We start from the raw sequence: 17,102 nt of genomic DNA, 5'->3' as shown, positions 1-17,102 counted from the left end.
ACAGAAGTTAGATTATGCGAAAGAAACAAATAAGGGATTCCATATTATTCTTTTAAAAATTCTAAAATAGAAAAAGCAGTTAAAGATAAAAACAACCCTTTAATTTTCTTCATGGCACCCCTATAATGCGTAATGATTACGATTTATCCTTACTAAGGATAATGGATTTTCAAAAGAAAGTAAATAATTTATTTAAAAATGAACTTTTAACGAAACCAACTTCTTCCTTCTTCGTACTACTATATTGTGAAAGAAACTCACAATCTATCAAAGGAGGAAATAGAATGGAAAACATGGTTGAAGTTCGTGAACTTCAGAAAGTAATTGGTAAGAACACCATTATTGATAATCTTTCTTTTTCAATTCGAAAAGGCGAGATTATTGGACTTGTTGGTCCAAACGGCGCAGGTAAAACAACAACGATCAGGATGATGGTTGGCCTTATTTCAATGAATAGCGGGGATGTTTTAATTAACGGCCACAGCATCAAGCAGGAATTTGAAAAAACGCTTGAGGGAGTTGGAGCAATTGTTGAGAATCCGGAGTTCTATCCTTATTTAACAGGACGTCAGAACCTTCTCCATTTTGCTCGTATGCATAAAAATGTTACAAAGGAACGAATGAAAGAAGTTGCAGAATGGCTAGAAATTGATTCTTACCTTGATAAAAAGGTAAAAACATATTCACTCGGCATGCGTCAGCGACTAGGTTTAGCTCAAGCTCTCCTACATAATCCTAAGTTTTTAATTTTGGATGAGCCAACAAATGGTCTTGATCCTGCTGGTATTCGTGAGTTCCGTCTTCTTTTAAAGAAGCTTTCTCATGAAAGAGGACTATCTGTGTTAGTTTCTTCACATTTACTTGCTGAGATTGAACAAATGTGTGATCGTATTGTTGTTATTAGTAAAGGGAAACTTGTTCGCGTGCAAGATGTGAATCAAAACAGTACTGATGATACTTCTTCTATTTATGAATTGCAGTGTGATCAAGCAGAAAACGTTGTCGCTTTCTTAACGGAAAAAGGACTAAAAGCGGAGCAAAAAGAAGATCTTGTCCAAGTTTCAATTACAAAGCTTGAAGCTTCTCCTCTTATGAAAGAACTTTTTGACAATGGATTTACGCTTTATCGCTTTAATCCTGTTCGCAAAACACTTGAAGATTCATTCTTTGAAATGACAGGAGGCGACCAAAAATGATGAGTTTAGTACAAAATGAATGGATGAAAATCTTTAGACGTCGCGGGACGCTCGTAATGCTGATTTTAACCGTAGTTGCGGCAATTGGAATTGCCATCATTAGTCAGCAAACAACTAACTTCCTTGCAGGAGATGACTGGAAGCAGACAGTGCAAGATGAAATCAAAGATGATCAAAAAACATTAAGTGATTCAAAAGCTTCAGATGCAGAAAAGCAAATGGCTCAAGAAAATATTGCGACAAATCAGCTTGCACTTGATAACAATGTTAATCCTTATGGATATACACTTCCTGAGTTTTTAAATGACTCTACCTTTTTAATCTCCTTTGTTGCTCTATTTATGGTTGTGATCGCAGCAACAACAGTTTCAAGTGAATTCTCTTTTGGAAGTATTAAACTTCTTATGATCCGTCCGTTTAAACGCTACAAAATTTTAACATCAAAACTTATTGCTATTTTCTTAACTTCTCTTGTCTTTCTTGCTGTATTGCTTGCTTCTTGTTTCCTTATCGGAATCATCTTGTTTGGATTTGAAACAAGCGCTACAATTCTTGATATGAGTTCTGCAAGTGGAATTAAAGAAGTTGCTATTGATGGAGATTTCTTTTTGTCTTATCTTTATGGAATTATGAACATTATGCTTGTCGCTATTTTAGCATTTGCGCTTGCAACTGTTTTTAAAGCAAACGCCATTGCAGTTGGAATTTCTATTTTCCTTATGCTCTCAAGTAACGCAATTGATTTCTTCCTTCAGTCAAAATTTGACTGGGCAAAATATTTATTCTTTGCAAATACTTCCCTTGTTGGAGCTGAAGACGTATCATTTACGTTTATTGTCCAAATTGTTCACATTGCTGTCTTTTTATTTGCTGCCTATTTTGTCTTCTCAAAACGGGACATCACAAATGGTTAATATCAAAAAAGAGGTGGATGCGTACGCATCCACCTCTTTTAAATCTTTAATCACATCCTCCTCCACCGCCATCACTTCCGCCACTATCACACGAACTTGAATCACTTGAAAAAAAGCTAAAACTGCTCGTATGGCCAGCATCGCTTGACACTTGGCTTCTTTTCTTTCTATCTTTTTTCTTTTCATCATTACTCATATTTACAAGTAAAAGAATAATACCTGCCATAAATAATAAAATAATGGCTCCTATTACAAAAAAATTCATCTTTTTCCCTCTCTTTCCTTATTACAGTAATACGAAAAGAGAGGCTATAAGTTTCAATTTTCTGAAATTTAAGCAAGTAAAGATAATGTAAAAGATGAACCTCTTAAGAAAAATGTTAACCGCTGCTCCATTTTAGCTAACAAATCTCTAATATCTGTTGCAATTCGTTCATGTTGCCAATAAATAGAGCCTGTATGATCTATGAACATATAAATATCTTCTTTTACTTCTAAAAATGGTAGCATTTTCGCTTCTCTAGAAGATAGCTCCATTAATTCTGAAGGACTGATAATTCGATTAAACAACCGCTGCGACGCTTCAGGATACACAAATCCAAACCCTACTTCTTTATAAAAAACGGCAAGCTCTTTTGGTAATCCTCCCGTAAAATACTGCTCACATTGTTTGATTTCTTGAGAAGAAGCAGGAAAGAAAACGTGAAGAGCGGCAGGAAAAGATGTTAAAGGTTTCTTATGAACATAGCTTTGCAAATACTGAAATTTTTTCATTTTTTTCTTCCTTTCTTTTCACAAATAATTTTATAAATAAAATATAAAAAAAGCAGTACACGACGCACCACTTTCTCAGCATGCTATAACGTTTTTCCTTCGAAGTTTATCCATGCGTTTGAAAGTTTGTAGGATCCGTCTTTTAATTGTAAATAAACAACTTCAACAGGTTCTCCCTCAATCCTCTTTGTACGCTTAAAAATTTTTTTATATTTTTGATCTTGTCCTGTTTGAATTACAAGTCTAATGATTTTATCAATCTCGTCCCAATTTCGATTTGGTACAAGACGCTCCCAATAGTGATTGCTTCGCCTACTCCCATAAATAACATGGTGAATTTGATTTTCATTCATTGCTTGCAGATGAACTAACAAATGATCCACTAACAGAGAGGTAGAATATACGGGTGAAAACGGAGCTAAACCAACGGGCAACACCTCGCTAACGTTTAATACTAGCTTATTGCAAACTTTCTGTTATAATGACAAATCTCCATAAAAAAAGAAGCACTTTTTGTGCTTCTTTTTTAAATATGAAAGTGATCCATATCTACTATATAGCTTGTTGACTGTTCATGAGGAACTTTTGGCGCTGGTGGTCCAATATCACGAGGCTTTTCATTTGGCGTTGGCTGCATTAAAAAGGCCACAGCCGCCACAACAAGTGCTCCTATAATTGGAACAATCCAAATTAGCCAAAATATTCGCTTTCCTTTTCTGTATTCATCTTCATTTTCATTAGGTTCATTCATTTTTTGTAGCTCCTTCCCTCCTCCAAATTAGACCATATATTGAGGAGTGAAAACAAGAAAATAGCGTTTTAAAAAATACCTTTTCTTATTAGTGTCACCACTTGTTCACAATTTATTAAGAAATAACGAGAAGCTCTTTTGGAAATTTTGTGAGTGTTTCATATCCATCTTTTGTAACTAATACATCATCTTCAATTCGAACTCCTCCAAGATCTGAGAGATAGATACCAGGTTCAATTGTATAAACCATTCCTTCTTTTAACGCTCCGTCATTATTTTTACTCATTGATGGAAACTCATGAACGCTAATTCCTAGTCCATGCCCAATGCGATGCGTAAAGTACTCCCCATAACCTGCTCTCTCAATTGTATCTCGTGCTACAATATCAAGATCACCAATTCTTGTTCCTGGACGGCTCTCTTCGAGTGAAGCATTGTTAGCTCGAAGTACTGTATCGTAAATTTCTCTTTGTTTATCACTTACACTTTGATAAACAACTGTTCTTGTAATATCTGAGCAGTACCCGTCAAGCACAACACCAAGATCAAAAAGTACAAAATCGCCCTTCTTCAAAGTGCGGTTTCCTGGATTACCGTGGGGCTGGCCTGATTTTTCTCCGAAAAGTACAAGCGTTGAAAATGACATTTCACGAATTCCTTTTCGCTTGAGCTCATATTCAATTGTTGCAACAACGTCCATTTCTGTAACGCCTTCTTTTAACGCTTTTACCCCTACTTCAACTCCATAGTCCGCAAGCTGTGCTGCTTTTCTCAAGATCTCAATTTCTTTTTCTTCTTTAATAAGACGAAGTTCGTTCATCTTCTTCGATCCATCCACAAAGCTCGCTTTTTCGAAAATCTCACTAAGTTTTTCAGCTCTTTCGTATGTTAAAACTTCTTTTTCAATTGCTACCTCTTCTGCTCCTTGAAGCCCCAGTTCACTTATTTTTTGACCAAGAATCTCCCATGGATCTTCATGATCTTCATATGATAGCATTTCATCTTCCCATCCTGCATCTCTCGCTTGTGTTGCTTCCATTTTAGGAAGGATGAGAATCGCATCTCCTTTTTTTGATGCTAATAAACCTAAAAGACGCTCATGTGGATCTGTATAAAACCCGCTAAGATAAAATACATTTTCTGTTGAAGTAAAAAAAGCTCCATCAATGTTTTCTTCCTCTAACCATGTTGTTACTTTTTTTAATCGTTCATTCATTATTCTTCCTCCTTAATTATTTCATCTTGTTTACTTTTCTAAGATAGCATTTCTCTTTACTCTTTTAAATCTTATCAAAAAGTTTTATTATAAGTATAATCATGCTAATTAAAGGGTATCATATATATACATTTGTTACTATTTTAATAGAATGATTAGGCGTGAGATTTATATATTTGGAGGGAAAGGCTTGGAAATCTTAGGTTTAAACATTGATATTGAAACATGGAAAAGAATTGGAATAGCAGTAGTGATCTTTGTTATCTTTTTAGGACTTCGCAAACTATTTACGTCATACCTTTTCAAACTTGTTCTTGGTTTTGCTCGTCATAAACGAATTAATCTTATTACAACAATATTAGAAGGCTTTGAAAAGCCAATAAGATGGCTATTTGTTATCATTGGTCTTCAGTTAGCACTTAAATATTTCCCATTTACAGTGCTAGAGCATGATCTTCATCGTCATCTTTTTCGTTCATTATTTATCGCGATGATTGGATGGGGAGTTTACAATGTAGCAGGCTCAACTGCTATTTTTATGGCTACCTTTATTAAAAAATTTGATATTCAAGTTGATAGAATTATTATTCCATTTGTACAAAAGCTTATTCGCTCACTTGTTATTGTTATGGCAATTTCTATTATTGCACAAGAGTGGGGCTTTAACGTAAGTACATTTGTAGCAGGCCTTGGGATTGGAGGATTAGCATTTGCTCTTGCGGCAAAGGATGCGATCGCAAACCTTTTTGGCGGGATTATTATCATTACAGAAAAACCTTTTACAATGGGAGACTGGATTAAAACACCAAGTGTTGAAGGGGTTGTAGAAGATATTACGTTCCGAAGCACAAAAGTACGAACATTTGACCAAGCACTTGTTACTGTACCAAACGCGACCCTTTCAAGTGAATCGATTATTAACTGGTCTAAGATGGGAAAACGTCAAATTTCCTTCACCTTAAGTTTGACATACAATACGCCTCTTCACGTCGTGAAAGCGTGTGTGGAAGAAATTCAAAGTATGCTTGAAAATCATGATGAAGTTGATAAAGAAACCATTATCGTTCGTTTTGAAGACTTTAGTCAATCTAGCCTTGATTTACTTGTCTACTTTTTCTCTAGCAACACTGCCTATGTAGAGTATCTTCGCATTCGTGAAGATGTAAACTATAAAATAATCGGTATCTTAGAAAAGTACGACGTTTCTATTGCATATCCAACACAAACGCTTGTTGTCCAACAAAATGACCATCCACTTGCTGAAAATCAATTTCAACGCGCAAACAGCTAATCGCAAAAGCGATTAGCTGTTTTCATTTCTTTCTTCTGTTATTAAGACATTGCTTCAGACTGCTGTGCCGTCTGCATTGGAGCTGACGCTTGCTGCGTTTTTAACAACCTTGGAGCAGATGGTTTTGTTACTTCAATATACTTGATGTGATGGCTATCCATTTCCACCACTTTGAATTTGAATTCTCCGTGCTCGACAACGTCTCCTTGTTTCACATCAAGCTTTTCTGTTAGAATCCATCCTCCAATGGTATCAATATCTTCATCGTCAATTTCAATTCCTAATAAGTTATTAATCTCACTTACAAGTAATTTTCCATCAACAAGATAGTGGTTTTCTTTAATTTTACGAATCTCTGGGATTTCGTCTGTGTCAAATTCATCGCGAATTTCGCCCACAATTTCTTCTAAAATGTCTTCAACAGTTACAAGACCGCTTGTTCCACCATATTCATCAATTAAGACTGCCATATGAATTCGCTCTCTTTGCATTTTAAGCAGAAGATCGTGAATTGGAATAGAATCAATTACTTGAATGATTGGTCTCGTATATTGTTCAAGTGACTTCTCGTCTGGCTGTTTTTCGTGAACAAGATCTGCAAACATTTCTTTTACATTTAATAACCCGATAATATGATCTTTATCTCCGTCAATAATCGGATAGCGAGTAAATTTTTCTTCACGGATAATCTCAATTGCTTTTGTAATAGACTCATCCTTTGAAAGACTTATCATCTCTGTACGAGGAACCATAATTTCTTTCGCTACACGATCGTCAAATTCAAAGATTTTATTTACATATTTAAACTCAGATTGGTTAATCTCGCCGCTTTTATAGCTTTCAGATAGCAAAAGACGGAGCTCTTCTTCCGAGTGAACCATCTCGTGTTCGCTTGCTGGACGAAGCCCAAACATTCCTACAAACAAACGAGCTGAACCGTTTAATACCCAAATGAATGGATACATTACTTTGTAGAACAAAATAAGAGGACGCGCTGATAAAAGCGTCACTTGCTCAGCTTTTTGAATGGCTACTGTTTTTGGTGCAAGCTCCCCAACAACAACGTGTAAAAACGTTACGGAAGCAAATGCGATACCAAATGTAAGAATATGAGAAAGTGTAGATGGTATGTTCAGCTCTACAAACAGCGGGTTAAGCAACCTTTGAACAGTTGGCTCACCAAGCCATCCTAATCCTAGAGCTGTTACAGTAATACCAAGCTGACACGCTGATAAATACTCATCAAGATGTGAGACGACTTTTTTAGCTGCAAGAGCATTTCGTCCTCCCTCTGCAACGAGCTGATCAATTTGTGAGCTCCTCACTTTCACAATGGCAAACTCCGATGCTACGAAGAAAGCAGTTAAGGCGATCAAAATCGCCACAAGCACCAAGTTTAATATGTCCAAATAAAGCCCCCACTTACCAAAAGTAAGCGAGGTGTCACCTCCTAATAATCCAAAATTTTTACTATTATATCTTTATTTTTAAATATTCAGACTAACTTTTATACGAATAAGCTCAAATATTTCGCAATGATGCTAGCGAGTTCATAAGTGCTGAGCTACGATTGGACAATTTGTGATTTATTGTACGTTTTTCCCCGTCATTTAACAACTGAAAAAAAGGCAAAAGCTCACAAATATCGTGTTCTAGCCGTTCCATCCGTCCTTCTAAATATTCAGCCTGTTTTTTAAGAGCCTCATTGTCTTTTTCTAATGAGCGAACCATATCTAAGCGCTGTTTAATTTCACACAAAGGCATATGTTCATTTTTACATTGCTCAATAAATTTGAGGTCTTCTAAAGCTTGCTCCGAATAGAAGCGATAGTTTGATGGAGAACGAACAGCTTTTAATAAACCTTTTGTTGTATAATAATCAATTGTCCGTTTAGATACATTAGCTTTTTGAGCCAATTCACTTATCCGATACTCTGCCCCATCCTATCACCTCTTTCATTTTAATTAAATTAATCATACAATACAAAAACCATACAGTCAAACGTGACAGTTTGGCTTCTAACATAAAAGCTTATTTTCTTATACGTTATGCAGCGGTCCTAAAATGTGTTGAAAAGCATCGCTAATATTCATATGAAAAGTGTAATCGAAAAGCGAGTCAAAGCGCGTCTCCTCTCGATTAATGATAATGAGCTTTGCATCTGTGTGTTCTTTCACGATAAGTGGAATTTGGTTTACTGGTCCTACTTCAAGTGACGAGCCAAGCACAAAAAACAAATCGGATTGTAGAGCATCTCTTACCGCTTCTTCAAATTGCTGAATTGGATCGCCAAAAAGTACAACATTAGGTTTTAAAATTTCCTCGCATTCCTTACATCTTGGACAATCATGTTCATTTAAATATTCTAAATCATACTCATGATAGCAATAACGACAGTGCGCTTTTTTAATTGTACCGTGAATTTCATAGACCGGTTCATGTCCTGAATCATAATGAAGGCCGTCAATATTTTGGGTAATAACGCGAATATTCTTCCCTTTTTCTTGCAGTTTTGATATGTAATGATGCCCCTTATTTGGTACATAGTTATGAAGCATTCTAATTCTAAAAATATCTTTAAAAAGCGTCCAAAATAAGACAGGATCTTTTTCATAAAAATCAAGCGAAATAATGTCTGTAAAATTCATATTTTGTTTATACAATCCATTTGAAGAACGAAAATCCGGGAGGCCTGATTCTGTGCTCATTCCTGCTCCTGTGAAGAAGGTAATTGTATCTGCTTGCTTAACTAGCTTTTGAACTTTTTCAATATCTGTCATGAAAATTAATATTCACTCCTCTATGACTAGTCTATTAACATAGAACTCCATAATTTCGCGTCTTCTAATAATCCCAATAAAAATACCTTGATCGTCTACCACTGGGACAAAGTTGCGCTCCATCACACTTAAAAACATATGATCCACTTTCTCATTAATCGAGATTGCTTCTACTTTCTCATGCCTTGGCACGTTAGAAAGAGGAATGCGTGGCGTATCTTCAAATGTAAGATGCTGTTCACTTTTTAGCTTCCAGAGTAAATCTCCTTCTGTTAAGACCCCTATGTAATGACCTTGCTGATCAATAACTGGAATGGATTTGTAACGGTGATATTCCATTTTTTCTAACGCTTGCCTCATCGTCCATTCAATGTTAACAGTAACAACTTCTTGTTTTGGTATCAGAAAAAAAGCAATATTCATGTATAATTCCCCTTATCGTTTGTTCGTACAACAGCAATATCCCCTTGCCTTGCTATTCTTCATTTTACCGTAAATTCACGCTACGCTCAAAGAATAATAGGAAACTTCATTTTCTTTTCAGGATTATGTTTTATATAATAAAAAATAGATTGCACAAAAGGAGTAACTATAATGAAGACACTGCTTATTGATATGGATTCTGTTTTATGCGACCTTATGACAGATTGGCATAAGCGGTACAATGAAGATTATAACGATAATTTATCAGTGGATCGTTTACTATGCTGGGACTCAGCAAAATATGTAAAAAAAGAGTGTGGAAATAAAATTTACGACTATTTAGATGAAGAAGGACTTTTTCTACATTTAAAGCCGCTGCCAAACGCTATTGAAGTTCTAGAAAGGCTTCATAAACACTTCAACATTTTTATCGTTACAACAAGCCATACATATGCATACACCGAAAAAGAACTGTGGGTCAGAAATCATATCCCTTTTATTGGGGCAAAGAAAATCATTTTTACACACGAAAAAAATCAAGTAAAGGGTGATCTGCTTTTTGACGATGCTCCTCATAACTTAGAAGCATTCAAGAATGCAGGACGAGAGGTTGTTGCAATGGATTATCCATACAACCGCAACATCGGTGTTCCTCGTGTAAAAAGCTGGCTCGAATTTGAAGAGTTTCTTCAAACAAAAGCATTTTATTAAAAAGGAAGCACGAGTTTGCGTGCTTCCTTTTCTATAAACTGAACGTTTATTTATCATACGTGTTGTGAGAAAATAACGCTTGAAAAGCGTGTGAAATCTCAATTGATTGAAATACTAATAAAAATGTTGCCGTTATTGAGAAAAACCCAATAAGTAATGGTCTCATAATCGCTAACATATATTTCAACTCCCCTTTGTTTGAAAAGTTAACAATTACTACACTTAGTATAACATTAATTTAATGAAATAAAAAGTTAATTGTTCCCAATTTCATTTTTTTAAATAAAAAAGAGCTCTAGGCTATATTAAAACCTAGAGCTTTCACTTATTTACAGTATCCGTAATAGTCGTTAATTAAATCTAAAATGGTTGGAAATTCTTCAACAGGCGTAAAAATTTGTTGCTCTTTTCCTTTTTCTTCTCCTTGTTCCATTTTCATGTCCCCTTTCCTTCATTCTGTTATAATACATATGAAAGAAAGTATGGATTGTTGCATAACAAATCAAAATTCATTGCTTTTGATTTGGAAATTCAAGTGAGAATAGAACTCCATGCTCATTATTTTCTACTGAGATTTCTCCTTCATAAAGCGTCACAAGGCGCTTCACAATCGCTAATCCAAGACCAAAGTTTCCCTTGTCTCCTTTTTGAAAAGGTTGAAATAATCTTTGAATTAAATTTTCTTCAATATGTGGACCATCGTTATAAAAAGAAAGAAAAACCGTGTCTTCTCTTTCTTCCAAAGAGATTGAAACGTGCTCTTTTGCATATTTTAACGCATTATCTACCATGTTTTCACATATCACACGAAAATGCTCTTCTTGACCATAAACAACAAGGGACGGACATGCTACATTAACAGCAACATCCGGTCTATTTGTTCGCAGTCGCTGAACAACCTCTTTTACAAGAACGTTCATTTCCACTTTGTGCTTCTCTTGATTTTGTTGCGAAATATAGTCAAGCTTTGTCAAATAAAGCAAATCTTTAATTTTACTTTCCAAACGATTAGCTTCACCATCAATCGTTTCAAGTGTGCTTTCAAACGTTCCGTTTGGATGAATACCATCACGTAGGGCTTCCGTATAGCTTCGAATAACCATAATGGGGGTTTTTAAATCGTGCGAAATATTTTGAAGCATCGATTGCTGTGCTTCATCTTGCTTTTTAAGCTGAATGCGCATTTCGTCAATCGAACGAGCAAGAACCCCTATTTCATCTGACCGATCTGTTTCAAGCGTACTATTCCATTTTCGATTAGCAATACGCTGAACATGTTGCTTCATTTCTACAATCGGCTTTGCGAGCCATTTTGCAAAGAAAAAAGCAATTAAAATTCCACATATAAGAACAATTAAAGAAACGAGAAAAATACGTTTAAATAATGTTTTCACAAGCTGCTGGCGGTAAGAATCCCACATATAAGAAACTTGATAAAAACCTTCGCCCTCTACACGAATTTTTCTAATGGCATAAAGCATTTCTTGATCGTTGACGTTCAGCTTATAACGCTGTGTATTCTTATCTTGGCTTATTGCTTGCTTATATAAAAAATTGAGTACGTCTCTTGGTAAGCTTGTATCATTAGCAATCTCTCCACCAACTCCAAGAAATACGTGTTGAACAGAGCGTAGGTTTTGCTGCTGCTTCAAATCTTGAGGCGTTGTTTGAAAAGGCTCGTTATGACTTGTTAATGTTTGCTGTGAAGCCTCAATTGTTGCATATGTTTCACTTGTAAAAAATTCATTAAGCGTTCCTCTGACAAAAATTAAAATCATCGCTCCCATTAAACAGATAACGGCGGTAAATACAATTAAAATTTGTGCAAAAAGCGGTTGCTTTTTCATAGCGAAACGGCTCGATATCCATAAGCATAGATTGTTTCAAGCTTTAAGTATGGCACCTTTTTCCGAATTCTTCTGACAAGGTCGTCGACAACGCGATCAGAACCAAAATAATTATCTCCCCAAATTAAGTTCAAAATTTCTTCTCTTGAAAAAGATTGTCCAGGATGGGACACAAAGAGGAATATAATATCAAACTCTTTTGGAGAAAGAGAAATTTCCGCTCCATTTTCTTCAATCGTTCGCATAGTTTGATTGATTTTATACGGACCGTACTGCAAAACACTTGGTCTAGCTTGTCCATATATACGCTGAAGCAATTTTTTTGTTCGGACAACAAGTTCTTTTGGCAAAAACGGCTTTGCCAAGTAATCATCACTCCCCATTTCAAGACCGATAATTCGATCAAGATCTGCATCTCGAGCTGAAATATAAATAATGGGTACATTTTCATCTACTTTTTTAATTCGTTTTAAAAGCTCATAGCCATCTAAATCTGGCAACATAATATCCAAAATCCATAGATGAGGTTTTTGAGGAATAAACCGGCTAGCTTCTTCTCCTGTTAAAAAAGAGGTTACATTCCAGCCTTCTTTTTCTAAATACGTTTTAAGTACAGTGTTCAACGTTTTTTCATCTTCTACTAAATAAATATCATACATAACGAAGGATTCCTCCACGATTACTTTTCTTCAACTACTCTTTTTCTATTGTACAAAAAGTAAGGAGGATGGCAAGGAGAAAGGTGGGGAAGACATAGGAAATAGCCAGCTTCAAAAAAGCTGGTTGAAGGAGTTAACTTGATTTTTTGTAGCGCTGATCTTTTTTAAGCACATCCGCTACTTTTTGGTCCAATGCTTGAATCTTTCTTAGAGCTAAGTCATAGTCCATCTTTCGATAGTGATGGTTACCGCCTGGCTCTTCGTCTGCTTCGTCTGCTAAACGAACGACTTTTTGAAGATTGTTCTTATCAAGATAACCCTCTGGTAAATAAGAGTCTGTATGAAGTAAAACCGCCAGTGCCATTTCTTTTGCAGAAGCAGGATCTTCACCTAGACGAATTAATAATTTATGAGCGCGCTCTGCGCCTTTTATCGCATGAATATCGTTTTCACGGTACTTTTCATAATCCCACTGTCCGTTCGTGTACCACTCGTAATGTCCAACATCGTGGAGAAGGGCGGCTTTTGTAGCAAGATCTGGGTTAACCTCATATTCAAGCGCTAGTCGAAAAGCGTGATGGGCAACAGATACTGCATGAGCAATCCCTGATCGTCCTAGATATTTTTGTGCGATAGGATGTGTAAAAACATCTGTCAAAGTTACGTTTCTCAACTTCTATCCCTCCTTTGTTTTGGGTATTTCTATAAACATTAACACAAATCATGTGAGGTTATCAATAGTTTTGTTACGCTATTTTACAAAATTAACATCAAAATAGTGCGTAAAAAAGTGCCCTTTTTTCACAGTATTGCATTTTGTACGCTTGTCCCTATCTTCTCCTTCTGTTAGTAGAAACACGTTTGTTGGACAAACTAAGGAGAAATATTTTGGAAAGGAGATGACCTTGGCTTTTCAAGGACTATGATGATTTTTCTTAATCTGTTTATTATCGTTATTTTAATTGCCCTAACAGCTATGTTCGTTTCAACAGAGTTTGCAATTGTAAAGATTAGACACTCTAAAATTAAGCAGATGGTAGAAGAAAATATAAAAGGAGCCGAAGCTGCTGAGCAAGTTGTTTCACATCTTGATGAGTATCTCTCTGCTTGTCAACTTGGTATTACAGTCACAGCTCTTGGAATCGGATGGATTGGAGAATCAACAATAGAGTCTATTTTACATCCCCTTTTTGTTTTTCTACATCTTGAGCCATATGTTCCAAGAGCATTTTCGATTGTTTTAGCTTTCCTAATCGTCACATTTCTTCATGTTGTGATTGGAGAACTTGCGCCTAAAACGTTCGCCATCCAAAAAGCAGAAAAAATCACCGTCATGTTTTCTCCTTTCCTTATCTGGTTTTATAAAATTACGTATCCGTTTATATGGCTTTTAAATCATTCTGCTCGCATGATTACGAAAACATTTGGGCTTCACTCTGTTAGCGAGCATGAAATGGCTCATTCTGAAGAAGAGCTTCGGTTGCTGTTATCCGAAAGTTACGAACGTGGCGAAATTAATCAATCAGAATTTCGCTATGTTGATCGCATTTTTGAATTTGACGACAGAGTTGCTCATGAAATTATGATTCCTCGTACAGAAATGGTTGCTGTTAACAAAAATATGACGCTGAAAGAATTCTCACAATATACGGATCAACAACCTTACACACGATATCCTGTTATTGAAGGGGATAAAGATCATGTAATTGGATTAATTAATGTAAAAGAAGCGTTAAAAAGCTATGTTCGCGAAGACTCTGCTAACTCAAGAACCATCGAGGAGCTCATTAAACCAATCATCACTGTTTTAGATTCTATCCCTGTTCGTGATCTTCTCTTAAAAATGCAGAAGGAACGAATTCATATGGCCATTTTGTTTGATGAATACGGAGGAACGCAAGGACTTGTTACAGTAGAAGATATTTTAGAAGAAATTGTAGGAGAAATACGAGACGAGTTTGATGTAAACGAAATCCCCTATATTCAAACGCTTTCACAAACTCACTATATCTTAGATGGAAAAGTGCTCATTGAAGAAGTTAATCATTTGCTTGGTATCTCTATTGAGGAGGATGAAGTAGACACAATTGGCGGCTATTTGCTTCTCCAGCAAATTGGAGATGGATCAAACCTGTATGCGGATGTTGAAGGCTACCGATTCACCCCCAAAAACATGATTGGAAATCAAATTAAATCTGTTGAAGTAAATAAGGTTCCCCCTGAACACTAATTATCGAAAGAAGGTGAAGGAATGTGGAAATATTTTATATTACTCCAGAACAGCAGCTTTTTATTACCCTACCGCTTTTAGCTGTTATTGCAGGTTTTCTTTATGAAGTTTTGTTTCGCAACATTTTTATAGGTCCTTTCTTTTCCTTTTGGTTTCCACTTTTGCTCTACTGGAGCATTCCTTCCTTTCAACATTCACTGAATTGGATATTATACAGTATAGGATATGCGTTCATTTCTTTACTTTCTTCTTATACAACTAAAAAGTGGCTTAACCTCTAAAAATCGCATTCCCGTAACAAAGAGGTTTCTTTCTTTATACATTTCCTTACATTTTGGTTACAACGCTTGTATTTTGTTTTCTATACGATATGATACGAACGAATAGCTTTTTCGTACGGAGGGAACTATGGATAAACAATACTTCACAGAACTCATATCAAATCAGATTCGTTATGTACGTTTAGAACAAAAGTTTACTCAAGAAAGAATGGCTTATTTACTTGGCATTTCAAAAAAGACACTTTCTCAAATTGAGAAGGAAAAGAAAACAGCAAGCTGGGCTGTTATTGTAACCCTTTGCGCTCTTTTTGAAGAAAGTACAGCATTGAAAAAAGCTATTGGAGACAATCCTGTTGATACAGTTCAATTTATTGCTTTAGAAGACTCCGATCCTCCGAAAGATAAACGACTTGGCGGCGGTATTTGGTGGCGCGAATTAAAATCAAGCGGCCCATTTCGCTTACAGCAAAACATTATTAGTAAACACTATCGCATTTTAGATTTTCATAATTATCGTTATTCAAGCTCTTTTTCAAAGAAAGAAATGATGAGTAGAATGAACGAATTACTTAAACAGTGCCCACTGCAGCCTATTTTTAAAAAATAGGCTATTATTTTTGCCTTTTTCTCCTTTCTCCTTCTGCATATATTTCAGCAACCGAGCCATTATAAGAATAACCTATTATAATGAAGGAGATAAAAAGATGAGAAAGCTTTGGCTTGTTTTATTTAGCGCTACAATTATGCTTCCTTCTTTAGCACATGCTGAAGAAAAAGAAACGCTAGTCCGTATTGTGAACGCTTCAAGCAACAATGAATCTGTTGACATCTACATTGACCATGAGCCAGCTGTGGAAGGAGCTCTTTTTAAAAATGCAACAGATTATATGACTTTAGAAGAAGGAGCTCATACAATAGAGGTCTATCGTTCTGGTGAAAAGGAAACACCACTCATCGTAGGTGATGTAGAAACAGAAGGAAATCAAGCATATACTGTGATTGCATTCGAGAAAGAAAAAAAAATGAGCTTAAAACTTCTTAATGATGAAACTTCAGCCCCGAAAGGAAAAGCAAATGTACGAGTTTTAAACCTTGCTCCTGTTTCTAAAGATCTTGAAGCAAGTATTAAAGATGGAAAAAAACTTTTTGATAATCTTGCTTTTAATGATGTTTCTTCTTATGAAGAAATTAAGGCGGAATCAAAACTTCATATTAAAGATAATGATAAAAAGGTAACGTCACTGTCGCAAACACTTCAGTCAGGATCTGCTTATACAGTATTGGCGGTAAACTCGCGAAATAAAGTTGAGACCGTTCTCCTTCAGGATAACGCCATTTTATCACCATCTCTTGTTCCGAAAACTGGAATGGGTGGAATGAGTTCTTCCCATACCCTTTCATATGCTGCTCTTGTTATTTTAGGAGGATGCGTATTTTTCCTCCGTCGCCGTCACCAATGAAGCACTTCTTTTTAGGCAGTATTTTTCTAGTTTTCCTGTTTTTAAATTCACCTTATACTCTTGCTGCTCATCGTGATCAGCCTGTTCTGCTTCTTATTCCAACGGCAAACATTGTAGCCCCTATTGAAGCGCATGGACTTTCACAAAACGGGGAGCTTATTTTACCCGAAAACAGCAGTAGCGTAACGTGGTTTCAAAATAGTTCTTCCCCAGGAGAACGAGGGAATGCTGTTATTGCAGGACATGTTGACAGTAAAAAAGGACGGGCTATTTTTTATTCACTTCCTAAACTGCGAAAAGGCGACACGTTTTTTATCCAAAAGAAAAGCGGAAAAACGATGTCTTTCACAGTGACAAAAACAGCAGTATATGAACGAAATCAGTTTCCCGTGAACAAAGTTTTTGGTTCTTCTTCAAAAAGAACCGTCCATTTAGTTACATGTACAGGGCTGTTTAATAAAGCAGAAGGAACACATGCAGACCGTCTTCTTGTGACTGCAACATTAAATCCTTTTTCACATTAAAAAAAGCGTTCTTTTACAAACGCTTTTGGTCACGCTCTTACGCC

Annotated in this window: 22 protein-coding genes; 9 read left to right on the top strand and 13 right to left on the bottom strand. The window is 35.9% G+C overall.

The genetic code is table 11. The annotated features are described in order from the left end of the window. The first annotated feature begins 284 nt into the window (after positions 1 to 284). Together ACK3CR_RS13480 and ACK3CR_RS13475 are read left to right on the top strand one after the other, a co-directional pair. The gene (locus tag ACK3CR_RS13480; RefSeq protein WP_061803758.1) at positions 285 to 1,196 is read left to right on the top strand and encodes an ABC transporter ATP-binding protein; all 912 of its coding nucleotides are present in this window, start codon (positions 285 to 287) and stop codon (positions 1,194 to 1,196) included. After that, positions 1,193 to 2,110 carry an ABC transporter permease gene (locus ACK3CR_RS13475; RefSeq protein ID WP_243513294.1) on the top strand — a complete coding sequence of 306 codons (918 nt, stop codon included), beginning with the start codon at positions 1,193 to 1,195 and terminating at the stop codon, positions 2,108 to 2,110. The genes ACK3CR_RS13480 and ACK3CR_RS13475 overlap by 4 nt, the downstream gene beginning before the upstream one ends. Positions 2,111 to 2,156: 46 nt before the next feature. Here the strand turns inward: ACK3CR_RS13475 and ACK3CR_RS13470 are convergent, their stop codons facing one another. The 5 genes from ACK3CR_RS13470 to ACK3CR_RS13450 all read right to left on the bottom strand — a co-directional run bounded on the left by ACK3CR_RS13470 (position 2,157) and on the right by ACK3CR_RS13450 (position 4,851). Continuing rightward, positions 2,157 to 2,375: a hypothetical protein gene (locus ACK3CR_RS13470; protein ID WP_243513295.1), complete on the bottom strand. Its 219-nt coding sequence runs from the start codon at positions 2,373 to 2,375 to the stop codon at positions 2,157 to 2,159. Between the two features lie 68 nt (positions 2,376 to 2,443). Continuing rightward, positions 2,444 to 2,884, bottom strand: a complete 441-nt coding sequence (locus tag ACK3CR_RS13465) for a hypothetical protein (protein ID WP_243513297.1) — start codon at positions 2,882 to 2,884, stop codon at positions 2,444 to 2,446. 83 nt (positions 2,885 to 2,967) lie between these two features. Beyond that, complete coding sequence (locus ACK3CR_RS13460; RefSeq protein ID WP_328123545.1) at positions 2,968 to 3,318, bottom strand: polymorphic toxin type 35 domain-containing protein; 351 nt, start codon at positions 3,316 to 3,318, stop codon at positions 2,968 to 2,970. A gap of 92 nt (positions 3,319 to 3,410) precedes the next feature. After that, positions 3,411 to 3,635: a hypothetical protein gene (locus tag ACK3CR_RS13455; RefSeq protein ID WP_243513301.1), complete on the bottom strand. Its 225-nt coding sequence runs from the start codon at positions 3,633 to 3,635 to the stop codon at positions 3,411 to 3,413. Between the two features lie 115 nt (positions 3,636 to 3,750). Beyond that, a complete protein-coding gene (locus ACK3CR_RS13450; RefSeq protein ID WP_243513306.1) occupies positions 3,751 to 4,851 on the bottom strand; it encodes a M24 family metallopeptidase in 1,101 nt (366 codons plus the stop codon). A 190-nt stretch (positions 4,852 to 5,041) separates the two neighbouring features. Here ACK3CR_RS13450 and ACK3CR_RS13445 point away from each other — a divergent pair, with 190 nt between their 5' ends. Beyond that, complete coding sequence (locus tag ACK3CR_RS13445) at positions 5,042 to 6,142, top strand: mechanosensitive ion channel family protein (protein WP_243513307.1); 1,101 nt, start codon at positions 5,042 to 5,044, stop codon at positions 6,140 to 6,142. Positions 6,143 to 6,183: 41 nt separating this feature from the next. On the opposite strand, the gene ACK3CR_RS13440 is transcribed toward ACK3CR_RS13445, so the two are convergent. The 4 genes from ACK3CR_RS13440 to ACK3CR_RS13425 all read right to left on the bottom strand — a co-directional run bounded on the left by ACK3CR_RS13440 (position 6,184) and on the right by ACK3CR_RS13425 (position 9,346). After that, complete coding sequence (locus ACK3CR_RS13440; RefSeq protein ID WP_243513308.1) at positions 6,184 to 7,551, bottom strand: hemolysin family protein; 1,368 nt, start codon at positions 7,549 to 7,551, stop codon at positions 6,184 to 6,186. A gap of 112 nt (positions 7,552 to 7,663) precedes the next feature. Then, positions 7,664 to 8,059, bottom strand: a complete 396-nt coding sequence (locus ACK3CR_RS13435) for a MerR family transcriptional regulator (protein WP_410914930.1) — start codon at positions 8,057 to 8,059, stop codon at positions 7,664 to 7,666. A gap of 123 nt (positions 8,060 to 8,182) precedes the next feature. Then, a complete protein-coding gene (locus ACK3CR_RS13430; protein ID WP_243513309.1) occupies positions 8,183 to 8,923 on the bottom strand; it encodes an NAD-dependent protein deacylase in 741 nt (246 codons plus the stop codon). Positions 8,924 to 8,935: 12 nt separating this feature from the next. Continuing rightward, positions 8,936 to 9,346, bottom strand: coding sequence for a CBS domain-containing protein (locus ACK3CR_RS13425; RefSeq protein WP_243513310.1), 411 nt, complete (start codon positions 9,344 to 9,346; stop codon positions 8,936 to 8,938). Between the two features lie 171 nt (positions 9,347 to 9,517). Here ACK3CR_RS13425 and ACK3CR_RS13420 point away from each other — a divergent pair, with 171 nt between their 5' ends. Beyond that, the gene (locus tag ACK3CR_RS13420) at positions 9,518 to 10,057 is read left to right on the top strand and encodes a 5' nucleotidase, NT5C type (RefSeq protein ID WP_243513311.1); all 540 of its coding nucleotides are present in this window, start codon (positions 9,518 to 9,520) and stop codon (positions 10,055 to 10,057) included. A gap of 46 nt (positions 10,058 to 10,103) precedes the next feature. On the opposite strand, the gene ACK3CR_RS13415 is transcribed toward ACK3CR_RS13420, so the two are convergent. From ACK3CR_RS13415 to ACK3CR_RS13400, 4 genes are all read right to left on the bottom strand, one after another. Beyond that, positions 10,104 to 10,235, bottom strand: a complete 132-nt coding sequence (locus tag ACK3CR_RS13415) for a hypothetical protein (protein ID WP_260393240.1) — start codon at positions 10,233 to 10,235, stop codon at positions 10,104 to 10,106. Between the two features lie 331 nt (positions 10,236 to 10,566). Continuing rightward, positions 10,567 to 11,904, bottom strand: a complete 1,338-nt coding sequence (locus ACK3CR_RS13410) for a sensor histidine kinase (RefSeq protein WP_243513312.1) — start codon at positions 11,902 to 11,904, stop codon at positions 10,567 to 10,569. Then, the gene (locus ACK3CR_RS13405; protein ID WP_243513313.1) at positions 11,901 to 12,563 is read right to left on the bottom strand and encodes a response regulator transcription factor; all 663 of its coding nucleotides are present in this window, start codon (positions 12,561 to 12,563) and stop codon (positions 11,901 to 11,903) included. Before ACK3CR_RS13405 ends, ACK3CR_RS13410 begins: the two co-directional genes overlap by 4 nt. 133 nt (positions 12,564 to 12,696) lie before the next feature. Next, positions 12,697 to 13,236, bottom strand: coding sequence for an HD domain-containing protein (locus ACK3CR_RS13400; protein ID WP_243513324.1), 540 nt, complete (start codon positions 13,234 to 13,236; stop codon positions 12,697 to 12,699). A gap of 249 nt (positions 13,237 to 13,485) precedes the next feature. Here ACK3CR_RS13400 and ACK3CR_RS13395 point away from each other — a divergent pair, with 249 nt between their 5' ends. From ACK3CR_RS13395 to ACK3CR_RS13375, 5 genes are all read left to right on the top strand, one after another. Beyond that, positions 13,486 to 14,793, top strand: a complete 1,308-nt coding sequence (locus ACK3CR_RS13395) for a hemolysin family protein (RefSeq protein ID WP_243513326.1) — start codon at positions 13,486 to 13,488, stop codon at positions 14,791 to 14,793. 23 nt (positions 14,794 to 14,816) lie between these two features. After that, positions 14,817 to 15,074 carry a DUF2651 family protein gene (locus ACK3CR_RS13390; protein ID WP_243513329.1) on the top strand — a complete coding sequence of 86 codons (258 nt, stop codon included), beginning with the start codon at positions 14,817 to 14,819 and terminating at the stop codon, positions 15,072 to 15,074. Between the two features lie 127 nt (positions 15,075 to 15,201). Beyond that, positions 15,202 to 15,681 (top strand): helix-turn-helix domain-containing protein, encoded by a 480-nt coding sequence (locus ACK3CR_RS13385; protein WP_243513332.1) that lies wholly within the window; start codon positions 15,202 to 15,204, stop codon positions 15,679 to 15,681. A 97-nt stretch (positions 15,682 to 15,778) separates the two neighbouring features. Beyond that, positions 15,779 to 16,534 carry a DUF4397 domain-containing protein gene (locus ACK3CR_RS13380; RefSeq protein ID WP_430239320.1) on the top strand — a complete coding sequence of 252 codons (756 nt, stop codon included), beginning with the start codon at positions 15,779 to 15,781 and terminating at the stop codon, positions 16,532 to 16,534. Further along, complete coding sequence (locus ACK3CR_RS13375) at positions 16,501 to 17,058, top strand: class F sortase (RefSeq protein WP_243513342.1); 558 nt, start codon at positions 16,501 to 16,503, stop codon at positions 17,056 to 17,058. Before ACK3CR_RS13380 ends, ACK3CR_RS13375 begins: the two co-directional genes overlap by 34 nt. Positions 17,059 to 17,102: the final 44 nt, after the last annotated feature.

This window comes from Priestia sp. TRM10 (assembly GCF_057808375.1).
Note: the sequence above shows the minus strand (reverse complement) of the source record. Positions and strands in the feature narration are given on the sequence as shown.

What these genes read in the sequence shown, in the direction of transcription:
- ACK3CR_RS13480 (WP_061803758.1), top strand. Translation starts at nt 285, where the DNA reads ATGGAAAACATGGTTGAAGTTCGTGAACTTCAGAAAGTAATTGGTAAG.
- ACK3CR_RS13475 (WP_243513294.1), top strand. Translation starts at nt 1,193, where the DNA reads ATGATGAGTTTAGTACAAAATGAATGGATGAAAATCTTTAGACGTCGC.
- ACK3CR_RS13470 (WP_243513295.1), bottom strand. Translation starts at nt 2,375, where the DNA reads ATGAATTTTTTTGTAATAGGAGCCATTATTTTATTATTTATGGCAGGT.
- ACK3CR_RS13465 (WP_243513297.1), bottom strand. Translation starts at nt 2,884, where the DNA reads ATGAAAAAATTTCAGTATTTGCAAAGCTATGTTCATAAGAAACCTTTA.
- ACK3CR_RS13455 (WP_243513301.1), bottom strand. Translation starts at nt 3,635, where the DNA reads ATGAATGAACCTAATGAAAATGAAGATGAATACAGAAAAGGAAAGCGA.
- ACK3CR_RS13450 (WP_243513306.1), bottom strand. Translation starts at nt 4,851, where the DNA reads ATGAATGAACGATTAAAAAAAGTAACAACATGGTTAGAGGAAGAAAAC.
- ACK3CR_RS13430 (WP_243513309.1), bottom strand. Translation starts at nt 8,923, where the DNA reads ATGACAGATATTGAAAAAGTTCAAAAGCTAGTTAAGCAAGCAGATACA.
- ACK3CR_RS13425 (WP_243513310.1), bottom strand. Translation starts at nt 9,346, where the DNA reads ATGAATATTGCTTTTTTTCTGATACCAAAACAAGAAGTTGTTACTGTT.
- ACK3CR_RS13420 (WP_243513311.1), top strand. Translation starts at nt 9,518, where the DNA reads ATGAAGACACTGCTTATTGATATGGATTCTGTTTTATGCGACCTTATG.
- ACK3CR_RS13415 (WP_260393240.1), bottom strand. Translation starts at nt 10,235, where the DNA reads ATGTTAGCGATTATGAGACCATTACTTATTGGGTTTTTCTCAATAACG.
- ACK3CR_RS13410 (WP_243513312.1), bottom strand. Translation starts at nt 11,904, where the DNA reads ATGAAAAAGCAACCGCTTTTTGCACAAATTTTAATTGTATTTACCGCC.
- ACK3CR_RS13405 (WP_243513313.1), bottom strand. Translation starts at nt 12,563, where the DNA reads ATGTATGATATTTATTTAGTAGAAGATGAAAAAACGTTGAACACTGTA.
- ACK3CR_RS13395 (WP_243513326.1), top strand. Translation starts at nt 13,486, where the DNA reads ATGATGATTTTTCTTAATCTGTTTATTATCGTTATTTTAATTGCCCTA.
- ACK3CR_RS13385 (WP_243513332.1), top strand. Translation starts at nt 15,202, where the DNA reads ATGGATAAACAATACTTCACAGAACTCATATCAAATCAGATTCGTTAT.
- ACK3CR_RS13380 (WP_430239320.1), top strand. Translation starts at nt 15,779, where the DNA reads ATGAGAAAGCTTTGGCTTGTTTTATTTAGCGCTACAATTATGCTTCCT.
- ACK3CR_RS13375 (WP_243513342.1), top strand. Translation starts at nt 16,501, where the DNA reads ATGCGTATTTTTCCTCCGTCGCCGTCACCAATGAAGCACTTCTTTTTA.